This is a genomic window from Methylocystis sp. IM3 (genome assembly GCF_038070105.1).
GTDB lineage: Bacteria > Pseudomonadota > Alphaproteobacteria > Rhizobiales > Beijerinckiaceae > Methylocystis.
The window spans coordinates 3,439,350-3,455,660 of record NZ_JBBPBZ010000002.1 but is presented as its reverse complement, the minus strand read 5'-3'; the positions used below and the strand labels follow the sequence as shown (position 1 = coordinate 3,455,660).

At 60.9% G+C, this 16,311-nt stretch carries 17 protein-coding genes; 12 read left to right on the top strand and 5 right to left on the bottom strand.

Annotated features, from left to right (window positions below):
• Window positions 1-176 precede the first annotated feature (176 nt).
• From WOC76_RS18860 to WOC76_RS18825, 8 genes are all read left to right on the top strand, one after another.
• Entirely contained in the window at window positions 177-1,040 is an 864-nt protein-coding gene (locus WOC76_RS18860) for a class I SAM-dependent methyltransferase (protein WP_341431535.1), read from the top strand.
• 1 nt (window position 1,041) lies between these two features.
• Window positions 1,042-2,148: a glycosyltransferase family 4 protein gene (locus tag WOC76_RS18855; RefSeq protein WP_341389357.1), complete on the top strand. Its 1,107-nt coding sequence runs from the start codon at window positions 1,042-1,044 to the stop codon at window positions 2,146-2,148.
• 74 nt (window positions 2,149-2,222) lie between these two features.
• On the top strand, window positions 2,223-4,184 hold the full coding sequence (gene asnB / locus WOC76_RS18850) for an asparagine synthase (glutamine-hydrolyzing) (RefSeq protein ID WP_341431534.1): 1,962 nt from the start codon (window positions 2,223-2,225) through the stop codon (window positions 4,182-4,184).
• 63 nt (window positions 4,185-4,247) lie between these two features.
• Window positions 4,248-5,261: an EpsG family protein gene (locus WOC76_RS18845; RefSeq protein WP_341431533.1), complete on the top strand. Its 1,014-nt coding sequence runs from the start codon at window positions 4,248-4,250 to the stop codon at window positions 5,259-5,261.
• A gap of 31 nt (window positions 5,262-5,292) precedes the next feature.
• Window positions 5,293-6,324, top strand: coding sequence for a GNAT family N-acetyltransferase (locus tag WOC76_RS18840; RefSeq protein WP_341104608.1), 1,032 nt, complete (start codon window positions 5,293-5,295; stop codon window positions 6,322-6,324).
• Between the two features lie 38 nt (window positions 6,325-6,362).
• On the top strand, window positions 6,363-7,313 hold the full coding sequence (locus WOC76_RS18835; protein WP_341104610.1) for a polysaccharide deacetylase family protein: 951 nt from the start codon (window positions 6,363-6,365) through the stop codon (window positions 7,311-7,313).
• Window positions 7,314-7,569: 256 nt separating this feature from the next.
• Window positions 7,570-8,703: a glycosyltransferase family 4 protein gene (locus WOC76_RS18830; protein ID WP_341104611.1), complete on the top strand. Its 1,134-nt coding sequence runs from the start codon at window positions 7,570-7,572 to the stop codon at window positions 8,701-8,703.
• A 122-nt stretch (window positions 8,704-8,825) separates the two neighbouring features.
• A complete protein-coding gene (locus WOC76_RS18825; protein ID WP_445730666.1) occupies window positions 8,826-9,308 on the top strand; it encodes an NUDIX domain-containing protein in 483 nt (160 codons plus the stop codon).
• Window positions 9,309-9,564: 256 nt separating this feature from the next.
• On the opposite strand, the gene WOC76_RS18820 is transcribed toward WOC76_RS18825, so the two are convergent.
• From WOC76_RS18820 to WOC76_RS18805, 4 genes are all read right to left on the bottom strand, one after another.
• Window positions 9,565-9,729: a hypothetical protein gene (locus WOC76_RS18820; protein ID WP_341104615.1), complete on the bottom strand. Its 165-nt coding sequence runs from the start codon at window positions 9,727-9,729 to the stop codon at window positions 9,565-9,567.
• A gap of 263 nt (window positions 9,730-9,992) precedes the next feature.
• On the bottom strand, window positions 9,993-11,306 hold the full coding sequence (locus tag WOC76_RS18815) for a leucine-rich repeat-containing protein kinase family protein (protein WP_341104616.1): 1,314 nt from the start codon (window positions 11,304-11,306) through the stop codon (window positions 9,993-9,995).
• Window positions 11,307-11,422: 116 nt separating this feature from the next.
• Window positions 11,423-11,728 (bottom strand): hypothetical protein, encoded by a 306-nt coding sequence (locus WOC76_RS18810; protein WP_341104617.1) that lies wholly within the window; start codon window positions 11,726-11,728, stop codon window positions 11,423-11,425.
• 121 nt (window positions 11,729-11,849) lie between these two features.
• On the bottom strand, window positions 11,850-12,050 hold the full coding sequence (locus tag WOC76_RS18805; protein ID WP_341104618.1) for a DUF2905 domain-containing protein: 201 nt from the start codon (window positions 12,048-12,050) through the stop codon (window positions 11,850-11,852).
• A gap of 572 nt (window positions 12,051-12,622) precedes the next feature.
• Between WOC76_RS18805 and WOC76_RS18800 the strand changes: the two genes are divergently transcribed.
• Window positions 12,623-13,306 carry an alpha/beta hydrolase gene (locus WOC76_RS18800; RefSeq protein WP_341108721.1) on the top strand — a complete coding sequence of 228 codons (684 nt, stop codon included), beginning with the start codon at window positions 12,623-12,625 and terminating at the stop codon, window positions 13,304-13,306.
• Between the two features lie 9 nt (window positions 13,307-13,315).
• On the opposite strand, the gene WOC76_RS18795 is transcribed toward WOC76_RS18800, so the two are convergent.
• Window positions 13,316-14,062 (bottom strand): class I SAM-dependent methyltransferase, encoded by a 747-nt coding sequence (locus WOC76_RS18795; RefSeq protein WP_341108722.1) that lies wholly within the window; start codon window positions 14,060-14,062, stop codon window positions 13,316-13,318.
• Window positions 14,063-14,163: 101 nt separating this feature from the next.
• Between WOC76_RS18795 and gloB the strand changes: the two genes are divergently transcribed.
• From gloB to WOC76_RS18780, 3 genes are all read left to right on the top strand, one after another.
• Window positions 14,164-14,940 carry a hydroxyacylglutathione hydrolase gene (gloB, locus tag WOC76_RS18790; RefSeq protein WP_341104620.1) on the top strand — a complete coding sequence of 259 codons (777 nt, stop codon included), beginning with the start codon at window positions 14,164-14,166 and terminating at the stop codon, window positions 14,938-14,940.
• Window positions 14,937-15,371 (top strand): cupin domain-containing protein, encoded by a 435-nt coding sequence (locus WOC76_RS18785; RefSeq protein WP_341389345.1) that lies wholly within the window; start codon window positions 14,937-14,939, stop codon window positions 15,369-15,371. Before gloB ends, WOC76_RS18785 begins: the two co-directional genes overlap by 4 nt.
• Window positions 15,372-15,475: 104 nt before the next feature.
• Window positions 15,476-16,294, top strand: coding sequence for a DUF5765 domain-containing protein (locus tag WOC76_RS18780; protein WP_341104621.1), 819 nt, complete (start codon window positions 15,476-15,478; stop codon window positions 16,292-16,294).
• Window positions 16,295-16,311: the final 17 nt, after the last annotated feature.

The following is a 16,311-nucleotide window of genomic DNA, read 5'->3' as shown; positions in this document are numbered from 1 at the left end:
CAAACCCAGTGCTTGTCCAACCTCGGTCCCTCCAAAGAACTATCGATCACGTCGCTCTGCTTCGACCTGCAAACTTGAAAAGGCATGATTTGCGACATAACCTCTGGGTCGAAGAGGCGAACACGTAGCTGTTGCTCGGACTGAACTTTTGGGCGGTCATATAAGCTGGAGACAATATGACGGACGGAGAAAATAGGCCTACTATGCGCGAGTCCGCCAACGTTGACGCCGAGACGGTGGCTTCATTCGGGGATGAATGGACGCGCTTCGATCAGTCTGCACTCTCGGAAAATGAACTCATCCGAGCCTTTTCGCTTTATTTTAAGATATTCCCATGGAGCTCCCTGCCACAAAACCCTGAAGGTTTTGATATGGGCTGCGGGTCAGGCCGTTGGGCTCGTTTAGTAGCTCCTCGGGTAGGCAGGCTGAACTGTATTGATGCGTCTGAGGGGGCGTTGTCGATTGCGCGACGCACCCTGGCGAGTCACGAGAACGTCCACTTCTACCACGCGCTCGCCGACGCCGTCCCTTTGCGCTGCGCGAGCCAAGATTTTGGCTACTCGCTTGGCGTGTTGCATCATATCCCTGATACTGAAGCTGCTTTGCGCGCCTGCGTGGACCTCCTAAAGCCAGGGGCGCCGTTACTGATCTACCTTTACTATCGTTTCGATAACCGGCCGCTCTGGTTCAGTCTGCTCTGGCGCGCAAGCGAGGTAGTGCGTGCAATCATTAGCCGGCTCCCCGGACCATTCAAGTCGTTAGCGACTGACGTCATTGCATTATTAATATACTTTCCGCTCGCACGATTGGCGCTGCTTGGTGAACGTCTCGGCTTGCGGGTGAGAAACGCCCCGTTGTATTTCTATCGAGACAAGTCGTTTTACGCGATGCGTACCGATAGCCGGGACCGCTTTGGGACGCCATTGGAGCAGCGATTTACCCGCTCCGAAATCGATATGATGATGCAACGCGCGGGTCTGACTGACATCCATTTTCTCGAGGAAGAGCCATATTGGTGCGCCGTAGGACGAAAGAGTTGATTTGTCGCGTCTTGAATGGGGCCGTTTCTCGATGAAGATATTAGCCTTGATGAAATATGGAGACAAAGCAGCTAGCACACGGCAACGCTTGCTCCAATATAGAGAGCATTTTGCTAGCCAAGGGATCGAGGTCACCTTCTCTCCTCTCCTGACCAACGAGTATCTCGAGCGGGCTTACGGGGGAAACACTCTCCCCTTTCTATCGATCCTGAACGCCTATCTGACTCGGGCTTTGGTGCTGTGCAACGCTAGCGCATTTGACCTTATTTGGGTTCACTGCGAGACGTTTCCATATATGCCCGGTTCACTAGAGCGCCTAAGCAAGCTAAGCGGCAAGCCGGTAGTATATGACTTTGATGACGCGATTTTCCATCAGTATGACATGCACCCGAACCCAGTCGTTCGTCACGTTTTGGGCTCGAAGTTGCAGCCGTTGATGAGTGGATCTTCGCTTTGCGTCTGCGGCAACGCCTATCTGAAGGCCTATGCTGACAACTTTGCCCGTCGCACTGTGATTGTTCCGACGGTCCTCGATACAGCGGTGTACAAGCCAGCGCCAAAGTGCCGAAATATCAGAGGGCCGTTGACCGTGGGATGGATTGGCTCGCCGTCAACGTGGAGTTTCGTGCTTCCCTTCGTACCCCTTCTCCAACGCCTCGCTGAAGAACTCGATCTCGTCATTCGCATCGTCGGCGCAGGGCGGCCCAGTGCGATGCCCTCACGGTTCGAGTTCCTGGAATGGGCGGAGGACCGTGAAGTAGCGCTAATCCAGGGAATGGATATCGGCATCATGCCCCTCCCGGATGAGCCGTGGGCAAAAGGCAAATGCGGCTATAAGCTGATTCAGTACATGGCGTGCGGCATTCCAGTAGTCGCATCGCCGGTCGGCGTGAACGCCCATATCGTGGACGAGGGGATAAATGGTCACCTAGCGCGTGATGATCGAGAATGGGAGGCCGCCATTCGCCGGCTGGTGACAAGTGCAGAGCTCCGCAGTGCAATGGGGGAACGTGGTAGAAATAAGATTGTTGCTGATTACTCGTTGCGCACGCACGGGCCCCGTCTCGCGGCCATGTTGCGCGAGCTTGTTGGCGCTTCCTCGTCCTGATTGCCGTGCTTGTTTCCGTTCAATATGCTTGCGACACAGTATCCGGGATGTATCAAGCTTGATGGGCTGGTGAAATGTGTGGCATAGCGGGGATTTGGCTGGCTCGAAAGCAAAATGACGTAGACGCTCGCCGCCTTGCTCGGCGGATGGCCACGGCGATCCGCCACAGAGGACCCGATTCTTCAGGTGAATGGGGGGATCGCGAATCCGGAATCGCACTCGCACACCGCCGCCTATCCATTATCGATCTGTCTCCGGCGGGCGCTCAGCCGATGGAAGATCTGTCGGGGCGGTATGTTATTGTGTTCAATGGGGAAATTTACAATCACCTCGATCTGCGAATAAAGCTTGAAGATGAAGGGGCTGTCGCTCACTGGCGTGGGCATTCCGACACCGAGACGCTCCTTGCGGCCATTGCCTATTGGGGCCTGGAGCGGGCGCTCGATCTTACTTGCGGTATGTTCGCGTTCGGTCTCTGGGATAGGGCGACGCGCAATCTGACATTGGCTCGCGACAGACTCGGCGAGAAGCCGCTTTATTATGGCTGGTCGGATGGCGCGCTGCTCTTTGCTTCCGAGCTTGACGCCCTGTTGACGTATCCCGGGTTCGATAATGAAATAGACCGTTCTGCAGTCGCTGCTTTTCTACGGTTTTCGTACATTCCCGAACCGGCAACGATCTTCCAAAATATCCGGAAGCTGCAGCCTGGCCATTTTCTGCGTTTGACGTCGCCGTTCGACGCGTCTCCGTCGAGACCTTACTGGTCGCTCGAGGCCGTCGCGCTGGCTGGCGTGCGCCGAGTCAGCCGAGGCGATTACGAGGCGCTGTGTGGTGAGGTGGAGACCTGTCTTGAGGAAGTTGTCGCCTCGCAGATGCTCAGCGACGTTCCGCTGGGTTGCTTTCTCTCCGGCGGCATAGACTCTTCTCTCATCGCGGCGCTCATGCAACGTTCTTCGAGAGGCGCAACACGCACGTTTTCGATCGGTTTCGAGAATCAACGTTTCAATGAAGCGGGGCACGCTCGATTAGTCGCGCAGCACCTGGGGACCACGCACACGGAATTCATCCTCACCGAGGCCGACGCACTCTCAGTCGTTCCAGAGCTCCCTAAAGTCTATAGCGAGCCATTTGCTGATCCATCCCAGATTCCAACCTTATTATTATCTCGTATGACACGCCAGCATGTAGCGGTAGCGCTGTCCGGGGACGGTGGAGATGAGATGTTTGGCGGCTACAACCGTTACATCTTTGCTCCCGGCCTTTGGCGAATTTCCAGTGCAGTCCCAAAAATAGGGCGCATTGCAGGGGGGCGCCTGATCGCAGCCCTGCAGTCCTTCGGGGCAAATGATCGGTCGGTATTGCGCTCTGCCGCCGATATTATCGGTCTTCCACTCACCACAATCGACAAGCTGTCAAAGTTCGGCGGCGTCATCGCGCGTGCCCATGATTCACAGAGTCTCTATCGAGAGATCGTCAGCACGTTTTCCGACCCGGCTGAGGTATTGCTGCAACCAGAGTCAGAAACGCCGGGTTTAGGCCTGAGCGAGGGGCTGGACAAAATTCTTTGCCTCGAGGAGTGGATGATGGCGATGGACGCCGTGACTTATCTGCCAGGCGATATCCTTGTGAAAGTCGATCGTGCTGCGATGAGCGCCTCACTGGAAACGCGCGCGCCTTTTCTGGATCGGCGCGTCGTGGAGCTCGCTTGGCGACTGCCTTTAAACGCCAAGATTGACGGACGTATCGGCAAGCGCATCCTGCGGGACATTCTCTACAGGCACGTCCCACGCGATTTAATGGAACGACCAAAACAAGGTTTTGCGATTCCGCTCGACCAATGGCTACGGGGCGATCTTCGTGAATGGGCCGAAAGTCTTATAAGTGAAGCGCAACTCGCCTCTACTGGAGTATTCGACCCGTCCAGGGTCAGGCTACTTTGGAGAAATCACCAGTCAAAGGCGGAGAACGCCGGATGGCGCATTTGGGCTATCTTGATGATGCAGTCCTGGCTATTGCATCACGCAAGTCGCACTTAAATTGCAGCGACTTCTCTCCTCAGTAATCTAACGACACGGTTCCGATCTGTGATATATATCCTGGTGTATGTCAGCCTTTTGCTGAGTGGGTTCGTCTCGAGAGGAAACGGTCCGCTAAGAAACCAATTTTACTACCTATGGCTTTTTGTCCTTTTCCTGTTTGTCGGATTTCGGTATCGCGTAGGCTGTGATTGGGGCGGCTATCTGGTCATCTTCGAAAATTCTCGTATTTACGAGACCAGCAGCACCACCGAGCAGGCTTTCTGGTTGTTAAACAGTCTGCTGCACTACTTGCAACTCGATTATCCTTACATTAACGTCGTTTCCTCGGGAATTTTTTTTCTTGGTCTGCACCAAATAGCCAAGCGGCAGCCTGATCGACTTTCTATTCTCATTCTATCCTTTCCAATTCTGATTATCAATCTTGCGATGTCTGGGATACGTCAGGCGATCGCTCTGGGGATTCTTTGTTTCGCATTCAACGCCTTCATCGACATGAGCCTCCTGCGTTGCGTTCTTTTCACTTTGATCGCGTCTATGTTCCACACAAGTGCTGGCGCTTTCCTGATGTTGACGCCATTCGTGCGAGGACGTTTTTCCCGACAGCGCATCATTTTGGGGGGGCTCATCGCGATGCCGGGCATTTATTATCTATTGACGAGCGAGGCCTTCGAATTCTATTCGAGGCGGTATGTTGGGACGGCGACTGAAGCATTCGGCGCCCCTTTCCGGACAGGACTGATTGCTCTCACCGGCGCGGCGTTTTTGTGGTATCTCGATCGAAAATGGAAACTTCTTTATGTAAAAGACTATAAATTCATCAAGTTGACGTCTTATTTAATGGTGGCGGTTTTTCCGTTTTCTTTCTTTTCATCCGTTGGCGGAGATCGGTTCGGATTCTACCTCGCGCCTATTCAGTACATGGTGCTCGCCCGCATTCCCTTTCTCATAAAAGGTCCGAATGCGGCCATGTTCGCAGTTGCGCCTTATGCCGTTGGAGGGGTGACTCTCTTGACCTGGGTGATGGTTTCGTCCCTTTTCGAGGCGTGCTATCTTCCTTATCAAACTTGGTTTTAATTCGTGTGATTTCGATGTTTTGAGGCCGTCAATGGAAAAAGGATCGTCGCCTCAATTGCGAGACGTGAGGTATGCAAGATACGAGGCATCTGACTTCATGCGACTCCGAGAACTGTTTGAAACAGTTTGGGGCGAAAATCGAAGCATAGAATATGACCTGAAGCATTGGAATGAGACGCTTACGGGTGTGTGTCCCGCGATCCTGGGACTCTATGGGGAACGGATTGTCGGTTTTTACATGGTTTGGCCCCTGTTGCTGTCGGATGGGCAGTCGCAGGTTCTTGGGGGGCAACCTATCGACAGCATGGTGCATCCGGACTTCCAGGGAAAAGGCATGCTGCGAGAACTGGCATGCCGTTGTTATGAAATCTGCGATGGTGAGAAGATAAGCGTGATGTTCGGCGCGCCCAATCGCGCGGCCTACGCGGGCAACATAGGGCCGTTGAACTGGTGCCACGTGGGTAATATTATCGAAGCACTGCGGCCACTCGCGCCGGCGCCCTACCGAAATATGCGGTGGATCGAGCAAGACGGCGGGTGGATTTGCGAAAGCAAGGACCCCAGCCTATCAGGGTGCTCTGTTCGACGTGACTGCCCACCCGATCTTGCTGCCCACTTTGAAGCGCTTCCTCTTCTCAGGCGAAGATGGCAGATGAGCCGCTCCGCGCAGTGGACCGCCTACCGTTATCGCAGTGTGCCGGACTCGGAGTATTATTCGATTCACGTGCGTGGAGCTTTCGGACACAGTGGCGCGGCCCTGTGCGGTTTTCGCAGATCCCGGCAGGGGTTGAAGGCCACTCTCGTCGAGATGGCCGGGTCTGACGAGGGCAGCCGGAAGGTTGTTTTGAATGCTGTGGCCGCGTGGGCGCGTCATAAAGGCGCTCGCTTCCTGATTGCCAAATCGACCGATAGAACGCTCAATGAACAGTTGCTGTGGCGCAGCTTTGTCCCCTTTCGCCGGACAGCGCTGATCAGTCGCACGCTTAGCTGGCCCTGCTATTCGGCAAGCCCTTTTTCAAGGCATGCATGGGCGCTGTTTGGCGGCGCTTTTGATACGATGTAGGCCTCGGCTCGAGCGTCCTTTGTGTGGAGAGTGAAGCAATGCCGGGAACTTTTATCATTTCGCTGGATTGCGAAGGAAAATGGGGAATCGCGGATCGCGACGGCAGGATCGAAAGCGGGTTCATCACCAGGAAGGCGTTAGTAAGAGCCTATGAGTCCCTGTTGAGAACGCTGTCGGCTTATGAAGCGCCGGCGACATTTGCGTTTGTGATGGCCCTTCTCTTGGCAGATGACGAAGTAAGCCAGTGGATGCCGCGGCTGTCGGATGTTCAGGTCGATGGCTCGAACTGGATGAGAAACTTTCGTCGCGCGGAAGCCGCAGGAAACTTCGACGGGTGGTTTTGCCCCGAGGCATTCGACCTGGTTCGGGGCAACGGAAGGCATGAGATCGCCTGTCACGGGTTCAGACATGTTCCGCTGGGATTTGGCGCGGTAACAACGGAGGAGGCGGCTTACGAGTTGCGGAGTGCGACGGAGTTGGCCAAGAAAAAAGGGGTCGATCTGAAGACATTCGTCTTTCCAAGAAATCAGGTCGGGAACATCCCTCTTCTGGCGGACCAGGGATATGTTGGATTCAGGAACGCCCATCCCGACGTCGGGCGACATGGCAGGATTGGCAATCTTGTCCAGGAACTCAACATTTTGGAGCCTTCACAAGACGCCGAGCCTTCGTCTTTCGGCCTTGTTAGTATCCCCGGCGGATATTTTCTGAACTGGCGACACGGCTTGAGACGAGCGATACCAGAGGCGGTTACGCTCATGCGATGGCGCTCGATACTCAACGACGCTGTCGCCAATAACCGCGTAGCGTTGCTGTATCTGCATCCCCACAATCTTATCGATGGTCCGGGCACCCTGGAACTGTTTGACGGGGTCTTGCGGATCGCCGCTGATCTTCGAGATTCCGGCGGACTCTCGATCGTAACGCAAGCCGAATACTGCGGAACCGGGGTTCATCGAGGCAATGACGTCCGTAAAGCCGCGGTTTAGCAGCAGATCGACCTGGAGCATGTCGGCGCAGGGCTCTGGGATCGTCGCCAGGCCGCCACGAGCGCGGCTCTATCGGCGCTGAAATGGAAAGCTGATCGTCTCCATCGCTTTCGCGCTGATCCCGAAACAAGAACCGAATCGTCGGGTCAGCCCCGGCCATGCGCGGTATGATCGCAAGATTCCCGATGCCCATTCCCGATGACGCGCAAGGCTGTCCGGGATGCCGAGGGCGCCCCCGTCAACAGGAGCGTGACGCTTGAAATGCCTCCTCTTCGCCAACACGGATTGGTATCTCTATAATTTCCGGCGTTCGCTCGCCGCCGCGTTGCGCGCCGAAGGACACGAGGTATTGCTCGTGTCGCCGCCTGGTCCCTACGGCATAAAACTCAGGGAGTTGGGATTTACCTGGATTCCCGCGCCAATGGAGCGCGCGAGCCTCAATCCGTTGCGAGAGCTCGCGCTTATCGGCTGGTTATTTATGCTCATGCGTGAAGAGCGACCCGATGTCGTGCATGGCTTCACCATCAAGTGCGCTGTTTACGGCGCGCTGGTCGGGCGCCTCGCCAAGGTGGGTCGCATCAATGCGGTCGCGGGGATGGGCTATGTGTTCACCAGCGACTCGCTGAAAGCGAGGCTGCTTCGCACCCCTGTGCGGGTGCTCATGCGCATTGCGCTTGGCGGCGAGCGCGCCCGCCTGATCTTGCAGAACCCCGACGACGTTCAATTGTTTCACAAAGCCCGCATCGTGCCATCGGAACGGATTCGCTTGTTGCGCGGTTCGGGGGTCGACTGTTCCCGCTTCCTGCCGGGGAGCGCCACCGCCTCGGCGGATGCGCCATTACGTGTGGTGCTCGCCGCGCGTATGTTGTGGGACAAGGGAGTGGGAGAGTTCATCGAAGCGGCGCGCATTCTCAAATCACAAGGCAGACGACTAAGCTTTATTCTCGCCGGCGCGCCCGATCCCGGCAATCCGGCGTCCATTGCGGACGAGCAATTGCGCGCCTGGCGGGAAGAGGGCCTTGTGGAGTGGCTCGGCCATGTGGCCGACATGCCCGGCCTGATGGCCGGGGCCGATATTGTGGTCCTGCCGAGCTATCGCGAGGGGCTGCCCAAAAGCCTCATCGAAGCGGCCGCCTGCGCGCGGCCATTGATCACGACGGATGCGCCGGGCTGTCGGGAAGTCGTGACGCACGGCCTCAATGGGCTGTTGGTCCCCGTCCGTGACGCCGTATCGCTTGCCGAAGCAATTGCGAGACTGCAGGATGATCCAGTCTTCGCTCGGCGATTGGGAGAGGCCGCGCGCGAAAAGGCCCTGGCCGAATTCGACGAGCGCGTGGTGATCGAGCAAACTCTGGCCGTCTATCACGAAATCGCGCTTCGGCCCGTTTAGGGAGCCTCAAGCGCGCCGGCTTCGGACGCCGCCGGCTTTCAGTCATTCACATCGAAAATCGCTCAATGACCGATGGCGGTCCCTCGCCAAGCGGCGGCATTTATTTCAAGAACCGATCCGGCATGACCGAGACAAAACGATTTCCCGCTCGTCCCCTTGCGACCAGGGTGATTACGCTCGCCGCACTTATCACGCGGCCCATGATCATGGGCGTGCGCGGCCTCGTCATCGACGCGCAAAAGCGCGTGCTTCTCGTCCGCCACAGCTATGTCGCCGGATACTGGCTGCCGGGGGGCGGCGTCGAACATGGCGAAACATTGCTCGACGCGCTGGCGCGAGAACTCAGGGAGGAAGGGAATATCGTCCTTTCGGGAGAAGCGCCGGTTCTGCACGGCGTCTATCTCAACCGCGACGCCTGCCGCTACAATCACGAAACCTTGTTCGTCGTGCGCGGCTTCCGCCAGACCGGTCCGTTCGCGCCGACGAGGGAGATCGTCGAAGCGGGATTTTTCCCCGCGGATGCGCTTCCGGAGGATGCGATCGAGTCGGTGCGAAAGCGGATCGACGAAGTCATGGGAGGCGTTCCGACCTCGCCCTACTGGTAGAACGGCCCGCCTTTGGGCCTGGTTTCGTCCGTCCGCCGTCCTCTGGAAACGATCCGGAAAAACCCGAGGCGGAACCCTGCCTGTTCTTGCGCATTGTCCTCAATTGCCGCCCGCACAAGAGGCGGAAGCAAGGGAGGATGTCATGGAAATCGATGGATTCCTGCTCGCGCTCGCCGGCTTCTTGAGCATCGGCGCCCTCGCGACGCTGATCGCACTTTAGTCGCGTCACTCGCGCTTCGAAAATGCGGCCTGTAAGTCATCCGGCCGCAAGCGGCGCCATCAGCACGACCCAGCAGAGGCCCGCCATCAGCAGCGCCAGCGCAGAAGCAACCGTCGCTTCACTGTTGAAATCATCAGACATCGTCTCCTCCCTGATCCTGTCCCGATCATGGACGAGCAGGATCGGGCGCGATGTGTCCATACGCACGCGCCTGTCGTGTCGACAGGCTCATGAAACTGCGCGCGCGCCTGAAGCGGCGTTCGGCCGAACTGGGCTGACGGCGCGCCCCTCACGCGAAGTCCGCGGCCGCCAGCCCACGTCTGCCCACCCGCAGACCGCGCAGGCAGGCTCTTGCTGGCCATTCATCTGCGCAAGCGCACCTTACGCGCCGGTCAGAGCGGCGCCAGTTGTGGAATCTACGTGAGGTAAAGCCAGGGCGCGACGCAGATGAATCGCGCAAGATCTCAGGCCGACCCGTGGCCCACTGCCTGGATTTCTCTTGCCGCCTCCGTCAAGAGAGGGCGTTCGCGCGCCTCCTTGCCAAGGCAGGCGCGCGCGAGGTCGCGCAGTTTCTGGATCGCGGCGGATTCGGGCGGGCAACGGGCCAGCACTTCCTCGAGCAGCACCCCGAACGCGCGCGACTCGATGCGGCGCCAGGCGTCGCCTTCCGGCCCCGAGGGAAGCGAACAGGCCGCGCCGAAGTCGCCAAGCGCCGCCTCTCCCGCGACGCCGTCCCATAGAATGTTGTGGGCGTAGAGATCGCCGTGCATCAGACCGCGCGCGTGCAAATGAGCGACGGCCGTCGCGACGCCGTGCAGAAGCGAGAGCCCCGCCTCGGTTGAGAGGCGGAGCGCCGGATCATAAACGTCGCGGCTGCAGCTTTCGAAATCCGGCGGGCCTGCAAGTCTTCGCCAGTGTGGCGGCAGCAGCGGCATGAGCATCGCTTGCGCGCCGTCGGGATGATCCGACAGGCGGCCGAGGGCGGCAGTCAGATTGGGATGGTCGCCCGCCGTGAGACTCGCGGCCATTTCGCGCGCCGGCAGGCCGTCGCTCGTTATCGCGCCTTTGAAAATCTTCACGGCGACCGACCGCGCCGCTTCGCCCTCCCGGCGCCATGTGGCCCGGTGCACCCGCCCCGATGCGCCTTCGCCGAGTAGCGCGCCAATGTCGAGTTGCGAGAACGAGGCGGGAGCGGGCGCCGGCGCCGCAATCTCGCGCTCGCAGGCGTTGGCGCCCCAGGAAATCCACGCGAGAGCGGGCAGGGCCGAAAGCCAGGACGGCAGAGAGTCGAAACGGTTCGAACTCAAACGAATGAGTTCGAGCTTCTCCGCGTTGCGGAGAGTCGAGGGCAAGGACGCGAGCCGGTTGCCGGCGAGCATCAGCTTCTGCAGTTGCGGCCTTTCGCCCAGCTCCGCCGGCAGGCCTTCGATTTCATTGTCGGTGAGCGTGAGCCAGCGCAATTGCGGCGGCAGTGACTCGCCGGGAACCTCGCGCAGGCCAACGCGCCGGAAGCCGATCATGCGCAGCGCGCCACAATCGCCGAGCGCAGGCGGCAGGCGTCTGAAGCGATTCCCCGAGCAAAACAGCACGCGCAGCTTGCGCAGGCGGCTCATGTCCTCGGGCAGCGACTCGAGGCGGCCGTCGCTGAGATCGAGAATCTCCAGCGTCTCGGCCAATCCGAAGATCTCGCGCGGGAATTCGTCGAGTCCCGGAAGGCGCAACTCTCGCGCCCCGGCCAGACCGCCGCGGCGGAGGGCCTCCAGCGTTTTTTGCGTCATGCGGCGCTGATAGCAGAGCCGCCGCCACCAAGCCAGCTTCCCCCGGCCAGTTTCCCCCGGCCAGTTTTCCGGACCAAGTTTTCCGGGCGAGAACGCGGCGCGCCTCGCCCGATGACCTATTTTTCTCCGGTCCGCCAGAGGGCGCCGATGGCGAGGCCTGCGACGGCCGCGAGCGCGAGCGCCGTGATCGGCTGCGCGCGCACGGCGGATTCGAGTGTCGAGCGCCACTCCTGCATGGCTTCACCGGCGTTTTCCGCAACCTGTGCGCCCTGCTCCCGCGCGGTCGCGAGCGCGCGATTGGCCTGGTCCACGCCCTCTTCCATCATGCGCTGAGCCTGACCGGCCGCCGTCGACGCCTGTTGGGCGACGACGCCGCGGATGTCGCCCATGTCACGTTCACGATTGCGTCTGAAGATCTGCATGTCGACTCCCTCGGCCTTTGCCGCCCCTGTCATTTCGCGTAATCGATCAACCAGAGGCGTCGAGGGTTGTTCCTGGCCTGCGCGTCAAAAGACGCCAAGCGTTGCGCCGCCCGAACCAGCGTCAGCGATTGAGCAGCCAGAAGATCGCGCTCAAAGCGAGGCTGACGAGAAGCGACGTCGCAAGCGGAATATAGACGCGTAAATTGCCGCGCTCGAAAACAATGTCTCCGGGCAAACGTCCAAGTCCGGCGCGTTCCGCAAGCGGCCATAAAAGGCCGAGCGCGACAAGCGCCAGACCAATGACGATCAGCAGTTTGGGCATGTAGGAAAAGCCTCCTTCGGCGTTCGCGACGCGCCCGCGTCGCGAAGTGACATATTGTCGCGAAAGGCCCGAATCCGAAGGCTCTCGCTTGCAAAAGAAACTTACCGAAGCTACCTCGACGCCAGGTTTCGAGATGGAGCGCGGTCGCCGAATGGTGCGACGAAATCGCTCAGTCGAACGAAGGCGGTATGGCGCGCCTTTCGCAAGGGTCTGACCGAGACGCAGGCGCCCTGAACCTGAAAAAATGTCTCTACCCCCCAACGCGACGATGCGACGCGCCGCGACGATTTCGCGCGACCTTTCGAAAGGTTACCAAGATGATGAGGCCGGACCACATTTTTATCGCGATGACCATGGTGAAACACGGCACTCTGGCCGGCGCTTTCATCTTCGCCTTCAAGATTCTCCGTTTCGCGCTCCAGACCTCGTTCTGACGCATCCGAAAGATGGTCCCGGCCGGCTCTGCGCCGGCGTCGCCCTCTTGACCTCTGCGCGCCAACCCCCGAGAGCTAGGGCGTCACGAACGCTTCGGTCCGCGGCCTTTCCAGGACTGGCGGAAGGGGAACATGCGCATGGTTGAAATCGACGGGCCAAGGGCGGCGGCGAAATCCGGAAAGGCGTCGCAGCTTGTGGTGTTTCTCCACGGCTTCGGCGCCGACGGCGACGACCTCATCGAGATCGGCAGGCAGTGGCGGGACTTTCTGCCCGACGCCGATTTCGTCGCGCCGCACGCGCCCGAGAGATGCGCCATGTCGCCCATGGGGCGACAGTGGTTCCCGCTCTTCACGCGCAACCCCGACGAGCGTTGGCAGGGCGTCAACGCCGCCCGCCCCACGCTCGACGCCTTCCTCGACAGGGAACTGGCGAGACGTGGTCTCGACGAGCGGTCGCTCGCCCTCGTCGGCTTCAGCCAGGGGACGATGATGGCCCTCCACACGGGCCTGCGCCGGCCCACGCCGCCGCGCGCCATTCTCGGCTACTCCGGCATCCACGTCACCGGCGAGGACGCGCCGGGCTCGACGCGGCTGGCGCAAAATCCCCCGCCCGCCGTGCTGCTGGTCCATGGCGACGCCGACGATCTCATCCCCGCCGAGGCGCTGCTGCTTTCCGCCAATTCGCTCGCCGACATGGGCGTGCCGACGCAGTGGCATCTGTCGGCCGGGCTCGGCCATGGCATCGACAACGTCGGGCTGCTTCATGGCGCGCTGTTTCTGGCGCAATCCTTCGGCGTCAAGGTGGATGACGGGCGGCGGTAGGCGCGCGCCTCACGCCGGCTCGGCGCCCTCGGGCTCCAGCACGGGCTCCAGCGCCGGCTCGGCCACGACGGGCGCGCGCCGCACGGCCCGGCGCAGCACCGGCCGGTAGAGCTGCTTCATCGCCTCGACCACATGGACCCCGCCGCCGGGGAGCGAGAAGCGCCCGGCGATGCGCTCGAAGGCGGGCGCCGAGCGCAGCAGCGTCACCCGCTGGAAGGGCGGCACATAGAGCGCCTCGCCCCAGAAGACGGGCAGGAACTGCGCCTCCTGAAGAAGCGTCTGCAACTGTCCGCGCGAATAGGGGTGGCCGTGGCCGAAAGGCGTGGTGTCGAGGCGCGCCCACAATCCGGTGCGGCTCGGCGCGACGATCACCACGCGCCCGCCCGGGGCGAGGATGCGCCAGACCTCCTCGAGGAGATCCTGTGGATGCTCCTCCACCTCCAGCGCGTGCACCAGCAGCAGCCGGTCGATGCAGGCGTCGGGCAGAGGCATCATGGAGGCCTCGACCAGCGCCGTGGCGGATCGTCCGTCAAGCGGCCAGTGCACGACGCCCTGGGTCGCCGGCATGAAGGCCAGAACGCGCTGCGCCTTCTCGCGAAATCCGTCCAGATAGGGCGTCGGATAGCCCAGTCCCAACACGCGCAGCCCGGCATGGTCCTCCCAGCGGGCGCGCAGCAGCCGGCCCACGACGCGACGCGCCACCTCACCGAGCGCGGTCTCGTAAAAAGCTCTCAGTTCAACGACGTCGGGGGCCATGCGGCGGATCATCTTCTTATTCGCTTCCCGTGGCAAGGCTCAACCTGGTCGCATTTTCGCGCGCCTTCGCTATGATGCGGGCCGATCATGTGGAGACAGGAATGTCCATAGAGGTGGCGCAGTTCATTTGCCTGAACGATAATTTCGGGCTCCTTGTTCATGATTCCAGGACCGGCGCGACCGCGAGCGTCGACGCCCCCGACGGCGACGCCATTGCGGCGGAGGCGGAGCGGCGCGGCTGGCCGCTCACCCATCTCCTGATCACCCACCATCACGCCGACCACATCCAGGGCGCGGAAACGCTGAAGAAGCGGTTCCCCCAGATGGAAATCATCGGGGCGGCCGCGGACGCCGGCCGCCTGCCGTCGCTCGACCGCGCAGTGTCCGACGGCGACGAGATTTCGGTGGGCGCCGCCCGCGCCAGGGTCATCGCGACGCCAGGCCATACGACCGGCCATGTCGCCTACTACTTTCCGGAGGGCGAAGCGGTCTTCGTCGGCGACACGCTCTTCTCGCTCGGCTGCGGGCGCGTCTTCGAGGGCACGACCGACGAGATGCGTCTCTCGCTCGAGACGCTCGCCAATCTGCCGCGCGAGACGCTGATCTATTGCGGGCACGAATATACGCAGGCCAACGGGCGCTTCGCGCTCACCGTCGATCCCGAGAATCCGGTGCTGCGCGATCGGGTCGAGCGGGTGGCGGAACTGCGCGCCGAGGGGAAATTCACCCTTCCGACCACCATCGCGCTCGAAAACGCCACCAACCCCTTCCTGCGCGTCGAGGACCCCAAGGTGAAGGAGGCGATGGGCATGGAGGACGCCAATCCCTTCGCCGTCTTCGCCGAGATGCGCGCGCGCAAGAACAGCTTCGCCGGATGAGCGCGGCCCTCCTTACGGCGCAGGAGGTCGCGCGCCTTCTCGATCTCGCCCCGCATCCCGAGGGGGGCTTTTACCGCGAGACCTTCCGCGACCCCAAGGGAACAGGCGGACGCGCCGCCTCGACCGCCATCTATTACCTCCTGCCCGCCGGGCAGGTCTCCGCCTGGCACCGGGTGGACGCGGCGGAAGTCTGGCATTGGCACGCTGGCGCGCCGCTGGAACTCTCGCTATACGACGAGGGCCGCCGCACGGTCCTGCGGCTCGGCGCCGATCTTTTCGCCGGCGAGCGCCCTCAGGGGATCGTTCCGGCGGGCGTCTGGCAGGCGGCGAGAAGCCTCGGCGACTGGACGCTCGTGGGCTGCACGGTCGCGCCGGGCTTCGAATTCGCGCATTTCGAACTCGCCGCGCCGGGTGAGATTCCCGAACCGTGACAGCGCCTCGCGCGGCGTCGCTTTCCCGTTCGCGAGCGGGGCTTTTTGCCCGTCGCCGGATGGTGTATCGGGGCGCATAACGAACAAGAGGGGAAACGAGAGAGATGTGCTGGAGCGGGGAAGCTTCGACTGTTTTGGCGGCCACGGGCATTGCCGGCGCGGCCTACTCCGCTCTCAAGAAGAACCCGGAGCCGATGGCGCTCTGGGTCTGCCTTCTCTATTTTGCGAGCATGGAGTCGCTCCAGGCGGTCGCCTATTCGGTGCTCAACCAATGCGACTCGCCGCTCAATCAGCTGATGACCATATTCGGTTATCTGCACATCGCCTTTCAGCCCTTCTTCATCAATGCGGTCGCGCTCTATTTCATGCCCAAGGACAGCGCGCGCATCATCGCGCCCTGGGCCTTCTTCGGCTGTTTCGTGGCCGCGATCGTCATGCTTCTCCAGCTCTATCCCTTCAACTGGGCGGGCCATTGCGCGCTCGGCCGACCGCTCTGCGGCGACGTGCTCTGCACGGTGAAGGGCGAATGGCACATCGCCTGGCTGGTGCCGTCGAACGGCATCGGCAACAGCATGGCGGGCGATTCCTGGCTGGGCCGCGGTTTCATCAGCTATCCGCTGATGGCCTTCTACATTCCGACGCTCTACGGCAGCTGGCGCTTCATCCTCTTCTCCTGGGTCGCCGGGCCGCTGCTCGCCGGGCTCACGACGAACAACATCAATGAATGGCCGGCGGTCTGGTGCCTGTTCTCGATCGGCCTGGTGCTCGCGATCATCAAGACGCCGCTGCGCTATCATCTCCATGTCGGCGATCCCTGGTGGATGATGCTGTGGAAGTGGTGGAAGCGCCGAAACGACCCTCATGCTCCCGCGCCCGTCGAGGAGGCGCCCGTGCTGGCAAAAATCGAGGAGCCGGCGGAGTAAGGGAGGCGCCCCCGAGG

Excerpts from the sequence above, each read along its gene's own strand:
- WOC76_RS18860 (WP_341431535.1), top strand. The coding sequence starts at position 177 with ATGACGGACGGAGAAAATAGGCCTACTATGCGCGAGTCCGCCAACGTT.
- WOC76_RS18820 (WP_341104615.1), bottom strand. The coding sequence starts at position 9,729 with ATGGACACATCGCGCCCGATCCTGCTCGTCCATGATCGGGACAGGATC.
- WOC76_RS18840 (WP_341104608.1), top strand. The coding sequence starts at position 5,293 with ATGGAAAAAGGATCGTCGCCTCAATTGCGAGACGTGAGGTATGCAAGA.
- WOC76_RS18795 (WP_341108722.1), bottom strand. The coding sequence starts at position 14,062 with ATGGCCCCCGACGTCGTTGAACTGAGAGCTTTTTACGAGACCGCGCTC.
- WOC76_RS18835 (WP_341104610.1), top strand. The coding sequence starts at position 6,363 with ATGCCGGGAACTTTTATCATTTCGCTGGATTGCGAAGGAAAATGGGGA.
- WOC76_RS18815 (WP_341104616.1), bottom strand. The coding sequence starts at position 11,306 with ATGACGCAAAAAACGCTGGAGGCCCTCCGCCGCGGCGGTCTGGCCGGG.
- WOC76_RS18780 (WP_341104621.1), top strand. The coding sequence starts at position 15,476 with ATGTGCTGGAGCGGGGAAGCTTCGACTGTTTTGGCGGCCACGGGCATT.
- WOC76_RS18805 (WP_341104618.1), bottom strand. The coding sequence starts at position 12,050 with ATGCCCAAACTGCTGATCGTCATTGGTCTGGCGCTTGTCGCGCTCGGC.
- WOC76_RS18785 (WP_341389345.1), top strand. The coding sequence starts at position 14,937 with ATGAGCGCGGCCCTCCTTACGGCGCAGGAGGTCGCGCGCCTTCTCGAT.
- WOC76_RS18810 (WP_341104617.1), bottom strand. The coding sequence starts at position 11,728 with ATGCAGATCTTCAGACGCAATCGTGAACGTGACATGGGCGACATCCGC.
- WOC76_RS18800 (WP_341108721.1), top strand. The coding sequence starts at position 12,623 with ATGGTTGAAATCGACGGGCCAAGGGCGGCGGCGAAATCCGGAAAGGCG.
- WOC76_RS18825 (WP_445730666.1), top strand. The coding sequence starts at position 8,826 with ATGACCGAGACAAAACGATTTCCCGCTCGTCCCCTTGCGACCAGGGTG.
- gloB (WP_341104620.1), top strand. The coding sequence starts at position 14,164 with ATGTCCATAGAGGTGGCGCAGTTCATTTGCCTGAACGATAATTTCGGG.
- asnB (WP_341431534.1), top strand. The coding sequence starts at position 2,223 with ATGTGTGGCATAGCGGGGATTTGGCTGGCTCGAAAGCAAAATGACGTA.